General features: G+C 44.3%; 11 protein-coding genes. 10 read left to right on the top strand and 1 reads right to left on the bottom strand.

Annotated features, from left to right (window positions below; translation table 11 throughout):
* The first annotated feature begins 2,177 nt into the window (after positions 1-2,177).
* From SPEA_RS16265 to SPEA_RS16240, 5 genes are all read left to right on the top strand, one after another.
* Complete coding sequence (locus SPEA_RS16265; protein WP_012156306.1) at positions 2,178-3,995, top strand: ATP-dependent nuclease; 1,818 nt, start codon at positions 2,178-2,180, stop codon at positions 3,993-3,995.
* 801 nt (positions 3,996-4,796) lie between these two features.
* Positions 4,797-6,086 carry an NCS2 family permease gene (locus SPEA_RS16260; protein ID WP_012156305.1) on the top strand — a complete coding sequence of 430 codons (1,290 nt, stop codon included), beginning with the start codon at positions 4,797-4,799 and terminating at the stop codon, positions 6,084-6,086.
* Between the two features lie 268 nt (positions 6,087-6,354).
* Complete coding sequence (proB, locus tag SPEA_RS16255; protein WP_012156304.1) at positions 6,355-7,473, top strand: glutamate 5-kinase; 1,119 nt, start codon at positions 6,355-6,357, stop codon at positions 7,471-7,473.
* On the top strand, positions 7,470-8,735 hold the full coding sequence (locus tag SPEA_RS16250) for a glutamate-5-semialdehyde dehydrogenase (protein ID WP_012156303.1): 1,266 nt from the start codon (positions 7,470-7,472) through the stop codon (positions 8,733-8,735). The genes proB and SPEA_RS16250 overlap by 4 nt, the downstream gene beginning before the upstream one ends.
* Before the next feature lie 624 nt (positions 8,736-9,359).
* A protein-coding gene (locus tag SPEA_RS16240; RefSeq protein WP_086024290.1) for an IS3-like element ISSpe3 family transposase occupies positions 9,360-10,588 on the top strand; the annotation gives its coding sequence in 2 pieces (ribosomal slippage) (positions 9,360-9,711 and positions 9,711-10,588; 1,230 coding nt in all).
* Positions 10,589-10,638: 50 nt separating this feature from the next.
* Here the strand turns inward: SPEA_RS16240 and SPEA_RS16235 are convergent.
* A complete protein-coding gene (locus tag SPEA_RS16235; protein ID WP_012156302.1) occupies positions 10,639-11,553 on the bottom strand; it encodes a DMT family transporter in 915 nt (304 codons plus the stop codon).
* Positions 11,554-11,859: 306 nt separating this feature from the next.
* Here SPEA_RS16235 and dnaK point away from each other — a divergent pair, with 306 nt between their 5' ends.
* From dnaK to dapB, 5 genes are all read left to right on the top strand, one after another.
* Positions 11,860-13,776 carry a molecular chaperone DnaK gene (gene dnaK / locus SPEA_RS16230; RefSeq protein WP_012156301.1) on the top strand — a complete coding sequence of 639 codons (1,917 nt, stop codon included), beginning with the start codon at positions 11,860-11,862 and terminating at the stop codon, positions 13,774-13,776.
* An 89-nt stretch (positions 13,777-13,865) separates the two neighbouring features.
* Positions 13,866-14,996, top strand: coding sequence for a molecular chaperone DnaJ (gene dnaJ, locus SPEA_RS16225; RefSeq protein ID WP_012156300.1), 1,131 nt, complete (start codon positions 13,866-13,868; stop codon positions 14,994-14,996).
* A gap of 122 nt (positions 14,997-15,118) precedes the next feature.
* Positions 15,119-15,919, top strand: a complete 801-nt coding sequence (locus tag SPEA_RS16220; protein ID WP_012156299.1) for a M48 family metallopeptidase — start codon at positions 15,119-15,121, stop codon at positions 15,917-15,919.
* 82 nt (positions 15,920-16,001) lie between these two features.
* Positions 16,002-16,619, top strand: coding sequence for a BamJ family beta-barrel-assembly machinery protein (gene bamJ, locus SPEA_RS16215; protein ID WP_012156298.1), 618 nt, complete (start codon positions 16,002-16,004; stop codon positions 16,617-16,619).
* A 63-nt stretch (positions 16,620-16,682) separates the two neighbouring features.
* Positions 16,683-17,507 carry a 4-hydroxy-tetrahydrodipicolinate reductase gene (gene dapB / locus SPEA_RS16210; RefSeq protein WP_012156297.1) on the top strand — a complete coding sequence of 275 codons (825 nt, stop codon included), beginning with the start codon at positions 16,683-16,685 and terminating at the stop codon, positions 17,505-17,507.
* The last annotated feature ends 156 nt before the right edge of the window (positions 17,508-17,663 follow it).

Genomic DNA, 17,663 nt, shown 5'->3' with positions numbered 1-17,663 from the left:
CCAATACTTAAGTCTATCCAGGAAGGATAATTCTCCAAGGAACCGAGCGACAAGTTGCCTCGTTAAGTTAGTTTGGCTCAACCCCATTAACTAATTTAATTTGAGATTATTGATACAACTTTGCTTGGGAGTACCGACTATGTCTTACACAGGACAAACTTCGATTTATTGGCAAAACACTTGGCTGGATTCAAATGTTTTGCGTGGCGGTTTATACGCCATGACTTTTAAGGGCTAACCCTCCTTTAGAGTAATTTCATCATCCATCAACCTTATAGCACCCTTTGGGTGTGTTTAGACTCAAGTGGTATGTTGACCTTGTCGATATGCCATTGATTAACGCTAGCGCGCTAACCGATTTCCTTATTTTGGAACACTTGAAACATGTCTTGCCAGCTCTTTGAGCTGGTTTTTTTTTGCCTTGAATTTAAGGTTTTAAATCAGGTTGCACCTGGGCTTTGAAGTTAGACTTCGTCTAACAAACTTGCGTTTGAAGCACTCAAGCTACGCTTGATAAAGGTCGTGAGCTTCCAGCTCACACTCGGGCAAAAGGGGGACAACAGCTTCCCCATCTTGCATCACCCCAGCCGCCCCGACGAAGTTGTCTTCCTCTTGCTTATGGATAAATTGCTAACGCTTCCGATGGGGCATCCTGCCCCGCGAAAGCTACGCCGACATCCATGTCGGCATCACGCAATTTATTCCAACGCACGTCGGCAACTCCGATGGGGAATGGGTGTTTCCCGTAAGTGTCGTAGCTTACTTTTGCCCCAAAATTGGTTAGCCTTCGAATGAAAGCTTATTACATTTTCTCTGAGCTGTGGCTATGGGTAAGTGTGTTCTGCCTTGATGCTTCATGGTTATCAATCGCCTGCAGCGGGCGTATGTGCAGACACTGCTGCGAGACGCTGTGAATATGTCCCTATACGCTCTGCGGTTTCATCCATGAAACCGAAGCCCGCAGCCGTATCTGCACAGGATAATTGGTGCCCTTTTTTAGCTTCGTTATTTTGGTTCTAACTTGGAAATGCCCGTGCGACGTGAAGTCGTATGAAGCGTTGTTCACCACGATAAGAGTGAACCATCTGTATCACCAGATGACCCTAGGAGCCTGAATAAAGTAGCGACTCTGACAATGTAACGAAGATTGGTTATAGACCAATCGGGATCTAAATCGTGAGAGGACGATCCTCCTGATAACCACAAATCGGGTAAGTGCTAGGGAGTCAGTATGATGAACATATGTGAATCCACCTAAGGTGCGTTATACAAGAAGCAGCGGAAGTGGTTTATACGCTGTGGCCAAAATGGCAATGAGAGTAGGAAAGAACTTGGGCATTTTTCTTTCGTGATCAACATTACTCTCCGCACTAGAGTGGGCATCTAAACTGACATTACGCTTTATACGGAACACGGTAAGCCTGTATCGCTCCCATTGGGAAAGTTATCTGTGAAGATAGCCGATAGTGGTGCAGGTAAAGGAGGCTGGATAAAGCCAAAGCTGCATTGTAATGAGGCAGATACAGACTTGTGTCTGGCACGAAAGTGAGCCCACTTCCAGCTGGTCTCCCGTTGCAAGAAAATTAGAAGAACTTTGTTAATGGAGAAACGCAAATGATGACTTCAACTGAAGTTAGTGCCTCTCCTTGCTTTGCTCCACGATAATCCATTTATTGGAAAGTCATAGAGCAGAAAGTATCAAAGCTTCAAGTGAGTATTGCAAAGGTAACCCCTGTGGTTACCGGGTAACATAGTACGCCTTAGTGGAGGCTTGAGCCGTATGCAGTGAAAGTTGCACGTACGGTTCTTAGGAGAGCGGCACTTGGTAACAAGTGCCGCTTATCCGACCTTTATTGGATAGACCTTTTACTCATTCACACCCTGTTCATGGGATTTTGCCCTACTAGAAATTATCCATTCTTCTAATGCTGTTCGTCGTAAATCCCCGTGATGTATCACGGGGATAAATTCGACCAATCTAAAGCGTATGAGTCGCTCCATTCTTTTGTTTTGACCTACATCTCTTTGTCCAATGTGTCAGCTTTTAGATTTAAAATGTGCAGGCGTTACGGCAATTATTCAAACAAAGCTCTCCCACTACTCAACCTGTTGATATGAGTCATTAAACATAACGGGTAATCATATATTATCGACACAAACTCACTGTTGGAAAATATATGAAAATCAATAAGGTAGAAATAGAGAACTTCCGTGGTATTACTGAAGCCGTAATCGACTTAAACAACTTTACCACTCTAGTTGGCCCAAACAATATTGGTAAATCAACAATCTTGGCGGCACTAAACCTAGTCTTAGACAACAAAAAGCCAAAAGCCGATGACTGGCCAAGTCAGAAGCAAACTGATGACGTTATGTCTATTACTTGTACATTCTCTGAACTTGAAGAGTGGGAGCGTAATAAGCCTGCTATATCTCAACTTTTAAATGGCGACCAATTAGTTTTAAAAATGGAAGCCACTTGGGCAGAAGATACAGATGCGCCAAGCTGCAAGTACTTAGTGCATCACGCACCTACGACCACTCCCTTTACAGGTAAGAACATTTCCCAAGCGCGTGCTGATGAGCAACTGAATGCAATCCTAGTTGAACTTGAGGTAACATCGGCTGCTATATATAAAGAGCGAAAAAGTGAAATAGACCAATATATGGTCGATAATCATCCAGAAACTATTATTCGTGAATTAGATTGGCATGAGAAGACATTCGCAAACTCTCTTCAACAAGCAATACCTCACGTCATGTATGTACCTGCTAGCTTCAAGATTGAAGACGAGCTAAAAACGACAGGTACTTCCCCGTTTGCATACTTATTTAAAAACAAACTTTTTCCTAAAGTGAAATCTGATGAATCCTACACTCTTTATATTGAGAAGGCTCAGAAGCTACAAGAAAAGCTTAAAGGTCAGGCTGAAGATGGTACTGAAATTGATGGTCTATCAACTGCTTTGGAAGCTGTTTCTACTACCTTGAATGATATTTTGGACTTTGATACCAAGGTTAAACTTGCTGTTGGAGATATCGATATTGAACCATTATTCATGAAAGCTGCGACATTCTTGATTGATGAAGAGTTAGAAACTAGCCTTCAATATCAAGGCAGTGGTGTACAACGAGCACTCGCATTTGCAATGTTAGAAAGCAATGCCGCGACCGAAGCACAAGTCGATGGTGCTCAAAGAACAACGATTGTTTTGTATGAAGAACCGGAACTTTATATCCATCCTCACCTAATGCGTCGATTACGAGATACACTTCAAACAAGATCTGGTAGTCCACTATGGCAAGTAATTTGTTCGACCCACTCACCATTTCTAATTGATTTAGCAAATAGGCCGGAGTCGATTAAATTAATTAAACGAGCTGACAACAATAGACGTATCGTTTCACAGTTACCAAGCGAGCTGTTCGAGCAAAGTGCAGAATATGACGAAAAAGTCATGTTAAGGGCTGTCCTAGATTTTCATCCATCAGTCTGTGAAAGTCTATTCGCCAAACGAGTTGTTGTGGTTGAAGGCGACACCGAAGTTGCTGTGTTCTCTATGATTGGAGAGTTAGTCGAAGAACTGAACGTATTAGGCTCGAAACACAAAGATACAACGGTTGTTTCAGCAGGAGGTAAATGGACAATTACCGCTATAGTTAAAGTTCTAAAAGGGCTTGGGATAGACTACAAAGTAATCCATGACACGGACAGAAAAGGCCTCACTGATGCTGAACTTGCCGAGGCAGGTAACCTACATCCTTTTAAAGCTAATGCGAAGATTGAGGAAATTGCTCTACGCGAAAATGTTTTCTTAGTACAAGATACATTTGAACACGTGTTATGGAATGTTGAGACTGACAACATCAAAGCTAGTAGCAAACCATTCCATTCATGGAAAAGGATAAGACAGTTCTTAGATGGTGACAATGATTTATCTGTTGAGAGTAAAGCCACTTTAAAAGAGATTATTGAGTTTGCTTTCTGTGACTAAGTTATAAAACTGTAAGCCGAACATACTCGCAATAGGTTCGGCTTATTTCTCCTTGATATGACCCAAAAGGAGGACTGGTTAATCCCACAAGGAACGTCTCGTGTCCAGTCTGACTGTGGGCTTTTTTCACTTTGCCATACCTCAAGTTATTCATGCTTTGCTAATATTCAGTTTTCCGAAACGCATTTCTGTCCAAAAACGAGCTAGACCTTTAATCATTACTCTAATATGCCAAAGATTGTGCTGTTCCAACTCGGTGTAGATGCGGCTGAGGCCTTTGATGGCATGGATGCCATCGTAGAGCTTACAGGGACGTACTTGTAGCGTGCCTCAGAAGTGTCTGCACATGCGCTGGCCGCAGGCCATTGGAACCACAGTTGCCTGAAGTTATCGCCAGTATAAAAATATATCGAGTCTTTGTGCTTCAACAATCAAACGAAGTTTGATTCATTCAATTTCTAGACGAAGTCTAACTTTAATAGCTGACATACTAATTGTTATTAACAGCAAAACAATCAGATCGCTGAAGCTGACTAAAGCTGACCTCAGTCGCCTACCGAGTAACCAAACTCACAAATAAACAAGCGTTTTAAATTACTGGCCTCTGACCTAAACCCCCCGTATAATCGCTTCGAAATGTACATGCTGGACAGTTATTGTACATATCTATATTCGTACTTTGTTAACCTTGGCTCACTGTGAATCAAACAATGATTGTTTCAGAAATAGAAAAGTCTTACTTAGGTTAGCAATGAGTACCCCCTACAAATCAATATAATAAAAACCAAGGAACCTTGTTCCATGTTAGAAAAATTATTCAAATTAAAACAAAATCAAACAACGCTAAAGCAAGAAGTTATCGCAGGACTAACGACCTTCTTGACCATGGCTTACATTATTTTCGTGAACCCTATGATGCTGGCCGATGCGGGCATGGATCATGGCGCCGTTTTTGTCGCAACTTGCTTAGCTGCCGCCATCGGTTGTTTAGTCATGGGCTTAGTGGCTAACTACCCGATTGCGCTGGCACCCGGTATGGGGCTCAACGCCTTCTTTACTTACACGGTAGTAGGTGAGATGGGTTACTCGTGGGAGACGGCTTTAGGCGCCGTATTCCTGTCTGGGATCTGCTTCTTAGTACTGTCTTTAGTGCGAATTCGCGAGTGGATTGTTAATAGCATTCCCATGTCGCTTCGTATCGGCATTGCCGCTGGTATCGGTTTGTTCTTGGCCTTATTAGGCCTTAAAAGTGCCGGTATTGTGGTTTCTAGCCCTGCGACATTGGTGACCATGGGTGATATCACTTCCTTTCCAGCCGTTATGGCGGCATTAGGTTTCTTCCTGATTATCGCCATGGTGCATCACGGGATGAAGTCTGCGGTGGTGATTAGCATTCTGGCCATTACCTTACTGGGCTTACTGTTTGGCGATGTGCAGTATCAAGGTATTGTTTCTGCGCCGCCTTCAATCATGCCGACATTTATGAAAATGGACCTGTCTGGCGTGCTTGAAGTCAGCATGCTATCTGTGGTGTTTGCATTTTTGTTTGTCGATTTGTTTGATACCTCGGGTACCTTAGTTGCAGTCGCTCAGCGTGGTGGCTTCTTAGATGATAAAGGCCGTTTACCCCGCTTAAATCGTGCGTTAACGGCTGACAGCACCGCGACTATCGCCGGTGCTATGCTGGGTACGTCAACTACGACCAGTTATGTTGAAAGTACCGCTGGCGTCAGTGCCGGTGGCCGCACAGGTTTAACTGCCGTAGTTGTGGGAGTACTGTTTTTAGGTGCGTTATTTATCTCGCCATTAGCCGGCATGGTACCTGCGTACGCAACGGCGGGTACACTTTTTTACGTGGCTATTCTTATGATGTCTGGCCTAGTGCATGTTGAATGGGAAGATATTACCGAAGCCGCTCCTGTTGTGGTTGTATGCATATTGATGCCGCTGACCTTCTCGATTGCAACGGGGATCGCCATGGGCTTTATCTCTTATGCGCTGATCAAGTTAATGAGTGGCCGCTACAAAGATTTAAGCCTAGGTGTGCTGATCTTAGCCGCATTGTTTATTGCTAAATTTATCTATGGTTAACTGTACTCATTAGCAGTTGCTCTGCTTACTTAAAGCCACACCGAGTGTGGCTTTTTTATTTTCAGCTTAAGCATTTTGTTCGATGATAGTTTGAGCGTGGCTGTTAAAAAATCTCGCGTTTAATTTCAACGTTCTGCTAAATTTCATTGAAATATTATACGAACTCACTAAATCCGCCTTTTTTTTTAGATTCTTTGTTGGTGCTTACTACCAATTCAAACCTAGATTGGGTATAAGGATTTATTCAATGTAATTTTGTTAGCAAATAATGAACTTAAGTGAGATTGGCTACCGCCGCGTAGTGGTTAAATTGGGAACAAGTGTTCTGACATCTGGCAGTTTAAAGCTGGATAAGGCGCACATGGTTGAATTAGCAAGACAGATGGCCTGCTTGATGAAAGCGGGGGTCGAAGTCGTATTGTGTACTTCTGGTGCGATAGCCGCAGGTAAAGAGCATTTAGGCTACCCCAAATTACCCGATACCATAGCGAGTAAGCAATTACTTGCAGCTGTCGGTCAAAGCCAGCTAATCCTTGCCTGGTCTCAGTTATTTAGTATCTATGGTTTGCATGTGGGTCAGCTGCTGCTAACCCGTGCCGACTTACATGATAGAGAGCGTTACTTAAATGCTCGGGACTCACTCAATGCCTTGCTTAATAATGGCATTATCCCAATCATTAACGAGAATGACGCGGTAGCAACGGCTGAAATTAAAGTAGGCGACAATGATAATTTGTCTGCTCGCGCAGCGCTGTTATGCGATGCAGATTTATTGATTTTATTGACAGATCAGAAAGGCTTATTCGATGCCGATCCGCGTAAGAACCCTGATGCCAAGTTAATCACCGAAGTACAGAATATCGATGATAGCCTGCGTATGTTGGCGGGCGGTGCCGTTTCTGGTTTAGGAACGGGCGGCATGGCGACTAAGTTAGAGGCGGCTGATATTGCGCGTCGCGCGGGTGTTGAGGTGGTTATTGCCTCTGGGCACTATAAAGATGTGATTCAAAATGTAGTGTGTAAAAAGCCTGTCGGCACTCACTTTACAGCGCTTGAACATCCGCTTGAGAGCCGCAAGCAGTGGATCTTAGCAGGGCCAAAGGCTCGTGGTCAGCTGGTTATCGATGCGGGGGCAATTGGCGCGGTGACAGAGAAGGGCAGAAGCTTGCTTTCTAAAGGGATCACTGAAGTTAAAGGCCTATTTCAGCGTGGTGATACCCTTGAACTGATTGATACCAAGGGTAAGGTATACGCTAAAGGCATGAGCCGTTATAGCTCTGCTGATGTGACTAAACTTGCTGGTAAGCACTCAGATAGCATCGAAGAGGTGCTCGGGTATGATTATGGTGATGCAGTAGTTCACCGCAACGACATGGTGGTGTTATGAATAACGACGAATATTTAACGGCTTTAGGACAGAATGCTAAGCAGGCGAGTTATGCTTTGGCCACGTTATCGGGTCAGCAAAAATCTGCGCTACTTCGCTGTATCGCTAATAAACTGACGGCTGCAAAAGATGACATCGTCGCGGCCAATCAGCAAGATGTTGCCGACGCTAAGGCTAATGGCCTATCGGATGCGATGATCGATCGTCTGTTACTCGATGAAACTAGACTGATGGGCGTGATTAGCGACATCGATAACGTGATTGGCTTAACCGATCCGGTTGGCTGTGAAATCGATAGCCGCTTGTTAGACAACGGTTTACGTTTATCACGCAGAAGAGTACCACTTGGGGTTATAGGTGTTATTTATGAGGCGCGTCCAAATGTGACCGTGGATATTGCCGTATTGGCCCTTAAAACAGGTAATGCGGTTATTCTACGCGGCGGTAAAGAGACGCTGTCATCGAATAAGGCACTTTGTAAGGTGATCCGCAGTGCCATGGTCGAGCAAGGCTTGTCAGAAGATTGCGTGCAGTTGATTGATAACCCAGATAGAGCCTTAGTTTCAGGTCTGCTAAAACTCGATAAATATGTCGATATGATCGTGCCACGCGGTGGCCAGAACTTGCAGCGCTTATGCGCCGAGCAAGCCACCATACCGGTGATCCTAGGTGGTATTGGTATTTGTCATATTTACGTGGATGCTGCAGCTAATCTTGAGAAAGCGGTTGCAGTAATTGAAAACGCCAAAGTGCAACGCCCAACTGTGTGTAACGCCCTTGATACTGTGTTGGTTCACGCAAGCCATGCCAAGGCTTTCATTCCTGTTTTAGCTAAACATCTTAGCGGTTTAGGTGTGAAGTTCTACGGCTGTGAGCAGACACAAGCCATTCTTGGCGCTGAGAAGATTGAGGTTTCAGCGGCAGATGATGAAAGTTACTCGACTGAATGGTTATCCCTGACCTTAGGGCTCAAGGTCGTTGCTGATCTTGAAAGCGCAGTAGAGCATATTCGCACCTTCTCAAGCGGTCATTCAGAGTCGATCCTAACTGACAATATTCATACTGCCAGCGAGTTTATGAATGCGGTTGATTCGGCCGCCGTGTACGTCAACGCAAGTACCCGCTTTACCGATGGTGGTGAGTTTGGCCTAGGCGCCGAAGTGGCTGTGAGTACGCAAAAATTGCATGCGCGAGGACCTATGGGTCTAGAAGCATTGACCACATACAAGTGGTTAGCCTGGGGTGATTACACAGTGCGCTAGTGGCGTTTGAAGGCCGATTTAAAAAAACCGCCTTGTGCGGTTTTTTTATTTTCAGCTCCCTTTCTTCAGAAGGGGGATTGTTCACTTTGGCCGAATAGGGAGGCTTTTTCAGTGTGAACATTAGGCTAGTTAAGCCAATCAGTATGTGATGATCTGGTGAATGTATAACACCAAGTAGGTGATGGTCATCAGAACGGTATAGATCCTAAAGGGTTTGAGCACGTCTCGCATATGAAAGAAGTGCCGGTATCGATTCTCTCGAGTAAAGTAGAGTGAGGGGATTAAAAAGAAGCAGTAAAGAAAAGCAAAGTACCAAGAATAAGATCGCCCCTGCTGCAATTCATTTAATAGCATAGCGACGGCTATTAGCATTGAGCTTAGCCTGATAAACCCTGTTACTTTGGGTTGTCTAAAAAATTTAAGTGCATCCATATATTTGTAATACATAACTAATATCCGTTTTGTTACGCAATTGTTAGTTTATACCTGTGCTTCATTGGATTTACAATTAAAGTTTAGCCGAATATTTTTTCATAAGACTAAAAAAGCCGAACACAGGGTTCGGCTTTTTTAGTCTTAACTTTGTCCCGTCCTGAGATAAGTTGACACATTGGAGACTTATCTATGAAACCTTCAGGTTCTATCAGCAATAAACGTACTCAGCGTGATTACACATTAGGCTTTAAATTAGCCGTCGTCAGCCAAGTAGAAAAAGGCGAGCTGACCTATAAGCAAGCTCAAGACCACTATGGTATCCAAGGAAGAAGTACCGTCCTTACATGGTTACGAAAGCATGGTAGATTAGACTGGTCCCAGCCTATTGAGCACTCTCCTATGTCTAAATCTAAAGAAACGCCAGCCCAGAAAATTAAGCGATTGGAGAAGCAAGTCTCTAATCTAGAAATGAAAAACATGATTTATGGCGATATGGTCGAGTTGCTTAAAAACGAATACGGCATCGATTTAGAAAAAAAGTACTTAGCCGAACGCTCTGGTTCGCCAAAGTAAAAGGCACCATAAAGTTAGCCACAGCGAGTCGGCAGTTCAACTTATCTAGACAAGCAATTTATCAATGGAAACAACGCAGAACGGCAAAAGCTGAAACGCTTAAACCTGTGATGAAGATGGTCATGTATTGGCGCCAGTTTATGCCTAGAGTGGGGACGCGCAAGCTCTACCAGCTCATCAAGCCACAACTGATAGAACAAGGGATAAAGCTCGGTAGAGATGGGTTATTTCAGTATTTGAAGCAACAAAATATGCTGGTAAAACCCAGAAAAAATTACACTAAAACGACCAATAGCCATCACTGGCTAAGAAAGTATCCCAACTTACTAAAAGACAGAGCGGTCAAGCGTGTTGAAGAGGTGCTCGTTAGCGATATCACCTACGTGAAATCAGATGAGGGGACGCACTATTTGTCTCTGGTAACAGATGCGTACTCAAGAAAGATAATGGGATATGAGTTAAGCCATGAAATGAAAGCTTGTGACGTGGTCAAAGCATTGAATATGACGATAAAGAATCGTCAGACAACAGGCGATGCCATTCACCACTCAGATAGAGGGATGCAGTACTGCTCAGCTGAGTACCAGGAGACGTTAGCGGCAAATGGTATTACTCCGTCCATGACAGATGGATATGACTGCTACCAAAATGCACTTGCAGAGCGGGTTAATGGGATTTTGAAGCACGAGTTTTTGCTTTATCGCTGCCGTACGATGAAGGAGCTCGATATGTTAATCAAAGAGTCGATAGAGACTTATAACCATTTAAGGCCGCATCTTAGTTTAGGGATGAAAACCCCTAATGAAGTACATAAAAAAGCCAGTCGGGAGTTCCAACTGGCTTAATAAAAACCGTCAACCTATTTTAGGACTAGACACTTCGCAGTTTTTGGTATTTAAGCTGATATGCGTTTTCTTGTGCGCCATTGACCAACTTTAGGCAATATTTGCTGCAGTACTAGTGCAAATATAATTAACCCGAGTCCTATATAGGTCGATTTTTCGATGCTCTCTTGTAAAATCCAAGCAATAAAGCCTATCGACATCACAGGGGTAATAAATACCAGCGTGCTGATACTGGCTGTGCGCTCAGCCTTCTTTAAGGCAACAAGCCAAAGCACAAAGGTCACGCCCATTTCAAATAATCCGACGTAAACACCAGCGAACAATGCCTTCAGATCCCAAGCCGGTAGAGACTGAGTCATAAGTAGTGCGACGACAATAAAAGGCAACCCCACTAAAAAGCTAAGCAGTAGGCTAACAACGGGATCGCCCTTATCTTTGGTATTAACGATCCAGTAGAGAGACCAGAGCACAGTGCTGGTTAAGGCCAGCGCAACACCAGTCATGCTTTCAAATTGCACGCCGGTAATATTACCTTTGGTAGCAATAAAGAATACGCCGCAATACGCAACTAATGCAGCGGTGATATCGCTCTTACGCAGTGCTTGACCAAGCAGAGGCACCGACAGCAGCGGCAATAAAATCGCCCAAGTGTAATTAAGAGACAGAGCTTGTTGAGCCGGCAGTAGATCGTACGCTTTAAATAAAACTAAATAGTATAGAAACGGATTTAACAATCCTGTCTGCAGGTAGAACCAAGGTCTTTCGAGAAACTGCTGTTTAATCAGCGGCAACTTTCTTTGGGCGATTAATATCGCACCTAGAGCAAAGATAGATGTTATGACAGCGACAAACACTAATTGCAGCGGCGTATAGTGCGCCAACGCTAACTTAAATGCAGTTGCAACGGTGGACCATAGGAAAATGGCACCGATACCAAACAGATATGCTTGATGGGATGATTTCAATGTTTACTACTCTACAACATGAGATGACAACTAAGCGCACATTGACCCGAGATGGATCAAGTTAATACGCTACCTCTTGGATTGTATTCATTATACGTTTTCACCCTTTTTACTAACGAGTCACAGATCAAATTAATGCATTCTTAAGATAATTTTTAAATTCTCCCTTGTATTCATTCTAAACGTCCCAATATAGGGGTTAAGAGACGATTTGGGATGAAAAAAAAGACTTGAAAACTATTCGGTCTGTCCCCATTTCAATAACCAGATAACAAATTTAGTATTTAAAGTTTTTCGGAGGACTCCATGGGTAGAATTATTGGTATCGATTTAGGCACAACTAACTCTTGTGTTGCAGTATTAGATGGCGACAAAGCGCGCGTATTGGAGAATGCTGAAGGCGATCGTACTACACCCTCAATCATCGCATACACTGCAGATGAAACTTTAGTTGGTCAGTCTGCAAAGCGTCAGGCTGTAACAAACCCAACTAACACAGTATTTGCTATTAAGCGTCTTATTGGTCGTCGTTTTAAAGATGACGAAGTTCAACGTGACGTTGATATCATGCCATTCAAAATCATCAGCGCTGACAATGGCGATGCTTGGGTTGAAGCTCAAGGCAGAAAAATGGCTCCACCACAAATCTCAGCTGAAATCTTGAAGAAGATGAAGAAGACTGCTGAAGATTTCTTAGGTGAAGAAGTGACTGAAGCGGTTATTACCGTTCCTGCTTACTTTAACGATTCACAGCGTCAAGCGACTAAAGATGCGGGTCGCATCGCAGGTCTTGAAGTTAAGCGTATTATCAACGAGCCAACAGCAGCTGCACTAGCTTACGGTATCGATAAGAAGCAAGGCGACAACATCGTTGCAGTATACGACTTAGGTGGTGGTACATTCGATATCTCTATCATCGAAATCGACAGCGTTGATGGCGAGCAAACGTTCGAAGTACTTGCTACTAACGGTGACACTCACTTAGGTGGTGAAGACTTTGATAACCGTATGATTAAGTATCTTGCTGACGAATTCAAGAAAGAGCAAGGTCTTGACCTACGTAACGATCCATTAGCTATGCAGCGTCTAAAAGAAGCAGCAGAAAAAGCTAAGATCGAACTATCAAGCACAACACAAACTGAAGTTAACCTGCCATACATCACTGCTGATGCAACAGGTCCTAAGCACTTAGTGGTTAAAATCACTCGTGCAAAACTTGAGTCACTAGTTGAAGACTTAATCAAGCGTTCTTTAGAGCCTCTAAAAGTTGCTCTAGCCGATGCTGACCTATCTGTTTCAGATATCAACGAGGTTATCCTGGTTGGTGGTCAGACTCGTATGCCTAAAGTACGTGAAGAAGTTTCAGCTTTCTTCGGCAAAGAACTACGCCAAGACGTTAACCCTGATGAAGCGGTTGCAATCGGTGCTGCAGTTCAAGCGGGTGTTCTATCTGGCGACGTTAAAGACGTATTGCTACTAGACGTTACTCCACTATCTCTAGGTATTGAGACTATGGGTAGCGTAATGACTAAGCTTATCGAGAAGAACACCACTATCCCGACTAAAGCTTCACAAACTTTCTCGACAGCTGACGACAACCAAAGTGCTGTGACAATTCACGTACTTCAAGGTGAGCGTAAGCAATCAAGCGGTAACAAGTCTCTAGGTCAATTTAACCTAGAAGGTATTGAAGCTGCTCCTCGTGGCATGCCACAAATTGAAGTTGCTTTCGACATCGATGCTGACGGTATCTTGCATGTATCTGCTACAGACAAGAAGACGGGTAAAGCACAAAACATCACTATTAAAGCCTCTTCAGGTCTAAGTGATGAAGAAGTTGAAGCTATGGTTCGTGACGCTGAAGCACACGCTGACGAAGATGCTAAGTTCGAAGAGCTAGTTCAAGCTCGTAACCAAGCTGATGGCATGGTTCACGGAACTAAGAAGCAGATCGAAGAAGCGGGTGAAGCACTACCAGCAGACGAGAAAGAGAAGATTGAAGCTGCAATGGCTAACGTTGAAACTGCTGTTAAAGGCAATGACAAAGAAGCGATTGAAAAGTCTACTCAAGAGTTGATGGAAGCGTCTGCTAAGTTAATGGAAATCGCTCAAGCTAAAGCGCAAGCACAGCAAGGTCAACCTGAAGGCGAAGCAAAAGCTGCTAAGCAAGATGATGACGTAGTTGACGCTGAGTTTGAAGAAGTTAAAGACGACAAAAAATAATGACGGGTAACTCCTAAATTATTGTAGCGGGCGTTACGAGGAAACTCTAACGCCCGTTTGTGCAACTTTAGCTAAAGAAATTAAACACTATGTCAAAGCGCGATTATTACGAAGTATTAGGTGTCGGACGAGACACTAGCGAACGCGAAATTAAGAAAGCTTATAAGCGTTTAGCAATGAAATTTCACCCAGACCGTAATCCGGGTGACAAGGAAGCTGAAGCTAACTTTAAAGAAGTTAAAGAAGCTTACGAAATCCTAACCGATAGCGATAAGAAAGCGGCTTATGATCAGTTTGGTCACGCTGGCGTCGATCCTAATCGCGGCGGTGGCGGCTACGGTGGCAGCGCTGATTTCGGCGACGTTTTCGGTGATGTTTTTGGTGATATCTTTGGTGGCGGACGCCGCGGTGGTCAACGCCAAGCAGCCCGTGGTAGTGACTTACGTTACAACCTTGAATTGTCTCTTGAAGAAGCGGTTCGTGGTTTAACTAAAGAGCTACGTATTCCAACGCTAGCAGCCTGTGACTCTTGTGACGGTAGCGGTGCGAAGAAAGGTTCATCTCCAACCACTTGTGGTACCTGTCATGGCCAAGGTCAAGTACAGATGCGTCAAGGTTTCTTTGCTGTACAGCAGGCGTGTCCTACCTGTCATGGCCGTGGCAAGATCATTAAAGATCCTTGTAACAAGTGTCATGGTGAAGGCCGCGTAGAGAAGAGTAAGACGCTTTCAGTTAAGATCCCTGCGGGTGTTGATACTGGCGATCGCATTCGTCTTTCTGGCGAAGGTGAAGCGGGCGAGTACGGCGCACCTCCAGGTGACTTATACGTACAAGTTAGCGTACGCGAGCATGCAATCTTCCAGCGTGATGGTAATAACCTTTACTGTGAAGTGCCTATCTCATTCAGCAAGGCTGCCCTAGGCGGCGAGATTGAAGTGCCAACACTCGATGGCAAAGTTAATCTTAAGATCCCTGCAGAAACGCAAACCGGCCGTATGTTCCGTATGCGAGGTAAAGGCGTTAAGTCTGTTCGCAGCCATGCTGTAGGTGACTTGTTATGTAAGGTTGTGATGGAAACGCCTGTCAACCTTAACGAACGTCAAAAAGAGTTACTTCGTGAATTTGAAGACACCTTAACCGGTCAGTCAAAGAAGCACAGCCCTAAGGCTGAAGGTTTCTTCGATGGCGTGAAGAAGTTTTTTCAAGATCTGAATAGCTAATAACGGCTCAAATCGTTATATACTTTTAAGCCTCGCAATCGCGGGGCTTTTTATTATCTGAAACTAGACAAGCAAGTAGAGAGTAAAAAGACTAGTAAAAAGGAAATAGAGGTTAGCAATATATGAAAGGAATACTATTACTGCTGAGCGCCGCGTTGTTTTTAACGGGCTGCGCAACCACGCAATCGCCTACTGGCCGCGGGCAAACCTTGCTGTTTTCGCAGCAAGAGATGACACAGCTCGGTGATACCTCTTTTGCACAAATAAAGCAGCAAGAGAAAGCTAGCCAAGATAGGGCGCTTAACGCATATGTTAGCTGTGTTGCCAATAGGATTACTCAAGCCTTGCCGGATCAAAGCTTACCTTGGGAAGTGGTGGTGTTTGACTCTGAGCAAGTAAACGCCTTTGCACTGCCTGGAGGGCACATAGGTGTATACACTGGATTGCTGAATGTGGCCGTTAATTCCGACCAACTAGCCACCGTTATCGGTCATGAAGTGGCGCATGTACTCGCCAACCACAGCAATGAGCAGGTGTCGCGTGCACAGATGACTGGCGCAGGCATGCAGCTTGCTGACCTAGCCTTAGGCGCAGGTGGCATTGCCGATAAAGAACTTTATATGGCTGCACTCGGTTTAGGTGTGCAGGTGGGCTACATCTTACCTTATGGCCGCAGCCAAGAGTCAGAGGCCGATGTGATAGGCGTTGAGCTGATGGCAAAAGCTGGCTTTGATCCAGCCGCGAGCGTTGAGCTTTGGAAAAATATGTCAAAGGTCGGTGGTGAACAGGGGCCAGAGTTGCTATCGACTCACCCATCACATGACCAACGCATTGCACAATTGCAGCAAATGCAGGCAAAAGCGCAGCCTTTATATCAAGCCAATAAATCCAGCGTGAAAAATACTTGCCAAAGACCAAAATAGCTGCAGTTTTTAGGGCAATATCACAGAAATTATGATAAAGTTCGGCGCGAAAATTCATTGAATCATTGAGAGTACAATCATTATGTCTGATAAGTTCAGTACAATTGAAGGTCAAGCAAGCTACGGTGTTGGTCGTCAACTAGGTGAGCAACTAGCCGCTAACTCGTTTGAAGGTATCGATATTTCTGCTGTTCAATTGGGTCTATCTGACGCTTTCGAAGGTAAAGAAAGTGTTGTATCTATGCAAGATATGCAAATTGCATTCACTGAAATCAGCCAGCGTATCCAGAAAGTTCAAGAAGCTGCTGCAGCGGCTGCATCAGAAGTAGGTGAAAAATTCCTTGCTGATAACGGTGCTCGCGAAGGCGTTGTAACTTTGGACTCAGGTCTACAATACGAAATCATTACCGAAGGTAATGGTGACAAGCCAGGTTACGACTCTACAGTACGTACTCACTATCACGGTACTTTCATCTCTGGTGATGTATTTGATAGCTCAGTAGCTCGTGGCGAGCCAGCTGAATTCCCAGTTTCTGGCGTTATCGCTGGCTGGACTGAAGCACTACAGCTTATGCCTACAGGTTCTAAGTGGAGACTGTTTGTACCACAGCACCTAGCATACGGTGAGCGCGGCGCAGGCGCTGCGATCCCACCATATTCAACTTTGGTATTCGAAGTTGAATTATTAGATATTATCTAAGTTAGACAATAAGCCTAAGTTAATACTTAGGCTTTTTTTTGACATTTGCAGGGAGAGACTGAGATGACTGAACAAGTAAGAGTGGCAATCACCGGCGGCAGTGGCCGTATGGGACGTACTCTTATTGAAGCGGCTAAGCAAAATGAGCTTATTTTGTTAGGCGCAGCGATTGAGCGTGCTGGATCGACCCTTATGGGCGTCGATGCGGGCGAACTTGCAGGTGTTGGTGCAATGAATGTTGCTATCACTGACTCACTCGACAAAGCGGTAGATGATTTTGATGTGCTTATCGACTTTACCTCGCCAGAAGCTTCTGTAGTTCATACCGATTGGTGTGCAAGAAATGGCAAAGCAATCGTTATCGGTACTACCGGGTTCAATCATGCTCAGAAAGAGCAAATTTCAGCCTATGGCGATCAAATACCTATTGTAATGGCCCCTAATATGGCTGTTGGCGTCAATCTTATGTGGAAACTACTCGAAGTGGCTGCAGAGGTGATGGGTGATTACTGCGATATCGAGATCATAGAAGGTCATCACCGCTATAAAAAAGATGCACCGTCAGGCACGGCACTAAAGATGGGCGAAGTCATTGCCGAAACCTTGGGACGTGATCTTGAGAAATGTGCGGTTTATGGCCGTGAAGGAATTACCGGTGAACGTGACAGAGGAACCATAGGTTTCGCGACTGTGCGTGCTGGCGATATCGTAGGTGAACACACAGCGCTATTTGCTGATATTGGTGAGCGTTTAGAGATCACCCATAAGGCATCGAGCCGAATGACCTTTGCCAATGGCGCAATGCGTGCGGCAACTTGGTTGGTTGAACAAGATGCAGGGCTTTACGATATGCAACAAGTCTTAGGCTTGAAAGGTATAACTATTTAAAACCGCTATTAGCGGTTTTTTTTGCTTGAAAATTTTTTTGACAAAATACTAGAATGAACTATAGACGAGTTGATGTTTTACATATAAACTCGGCGGAATTTGTCAAAATTTTGCATTTTAGCGAAAGTTGGTATTTTAAAAACATATAAAAAACAA

It is taken from the genome of Shewanella pealeana ATCC 700345 (assembly GCF_000018285.1).
In the GTDB taxonomy this organism is placed as follows: domain Bacteria; phylum Pseudomonadota; class Gammaproteobacteria; order Enterobacterales; family Shewanellaceae; genus Shewanella; species Shewanella pealeana.
This window is presented reverse-complemented; position numbering and strand designations above follow the sequence as displayed.

What these genes read in the sequence shown, in the direction of transcription:
- SPEA_RS16265 (WP_012156306.1), top strand. Translation starts at nt 2,178, where the DNA reads ATGAAAATCAATAAGGTAGAAATAGAGAACTTCCGTGGTATTACTGAA.
- SPEA_RS16260 (WP_012156305.1), top strand. Translation starts at nt 4,797, where the DNA reads ATGTTAGAAAAATTATTCAAATTAAAACAAAATCAAACAACGCTAAAG.
- proB (WP_012156304.1), top strand. Translation starts at nt 6,355, where the DNA reads ATGAACTTAAGTGAGATTGGCTACCGCCGCGTAGTGGTTAAATTGGGA.
- SPEA_RS16250 (WP_012156303.1), top strand. Translation starts at nt 7,470, where the DNA reads ATGAATAACGACGAATATTTAACGGCTTTAGGACAGAATGCTAAGCAG.
- dnaK (WP_012156301.1), top strand. Translation starts at nt 11,860, where the DNA reads ATGGGTAGAATTATTGGTATCGATTTAGGCACAACTAACTCTTGTGTT.
- dnaJ (WP_012156300.1), top strand. Translation starts at nt 13,866, where the DNA reads ATGTCAAAGCGCGATTATTACGAAGTATTAGGTGTCGGACGAGACACT.
- SPEA_RS16220 (WP_012156299.1), top strand. Translation starts at nt 15,119, where the DNA reads ATGAAAGGAATACTATTACTGCTGAGCGCCGCGTTGTTTTTAACGGGC.
- bamJ (WP_012156298.1), top strand. Translation starts at nt 16,002, where the DNA reads ATGTCTGATAAGTTCAGTACAATTGAAGGTCAAGCAAGCTACGGTGTT.
- dapB (WP_012156297.1), top strand. Translation starts at nt 16,683, where the DNA reads ATGACTGAACAAGTAAGAGTGGCAATCACCGGCGGCAGTGGCCGTATG.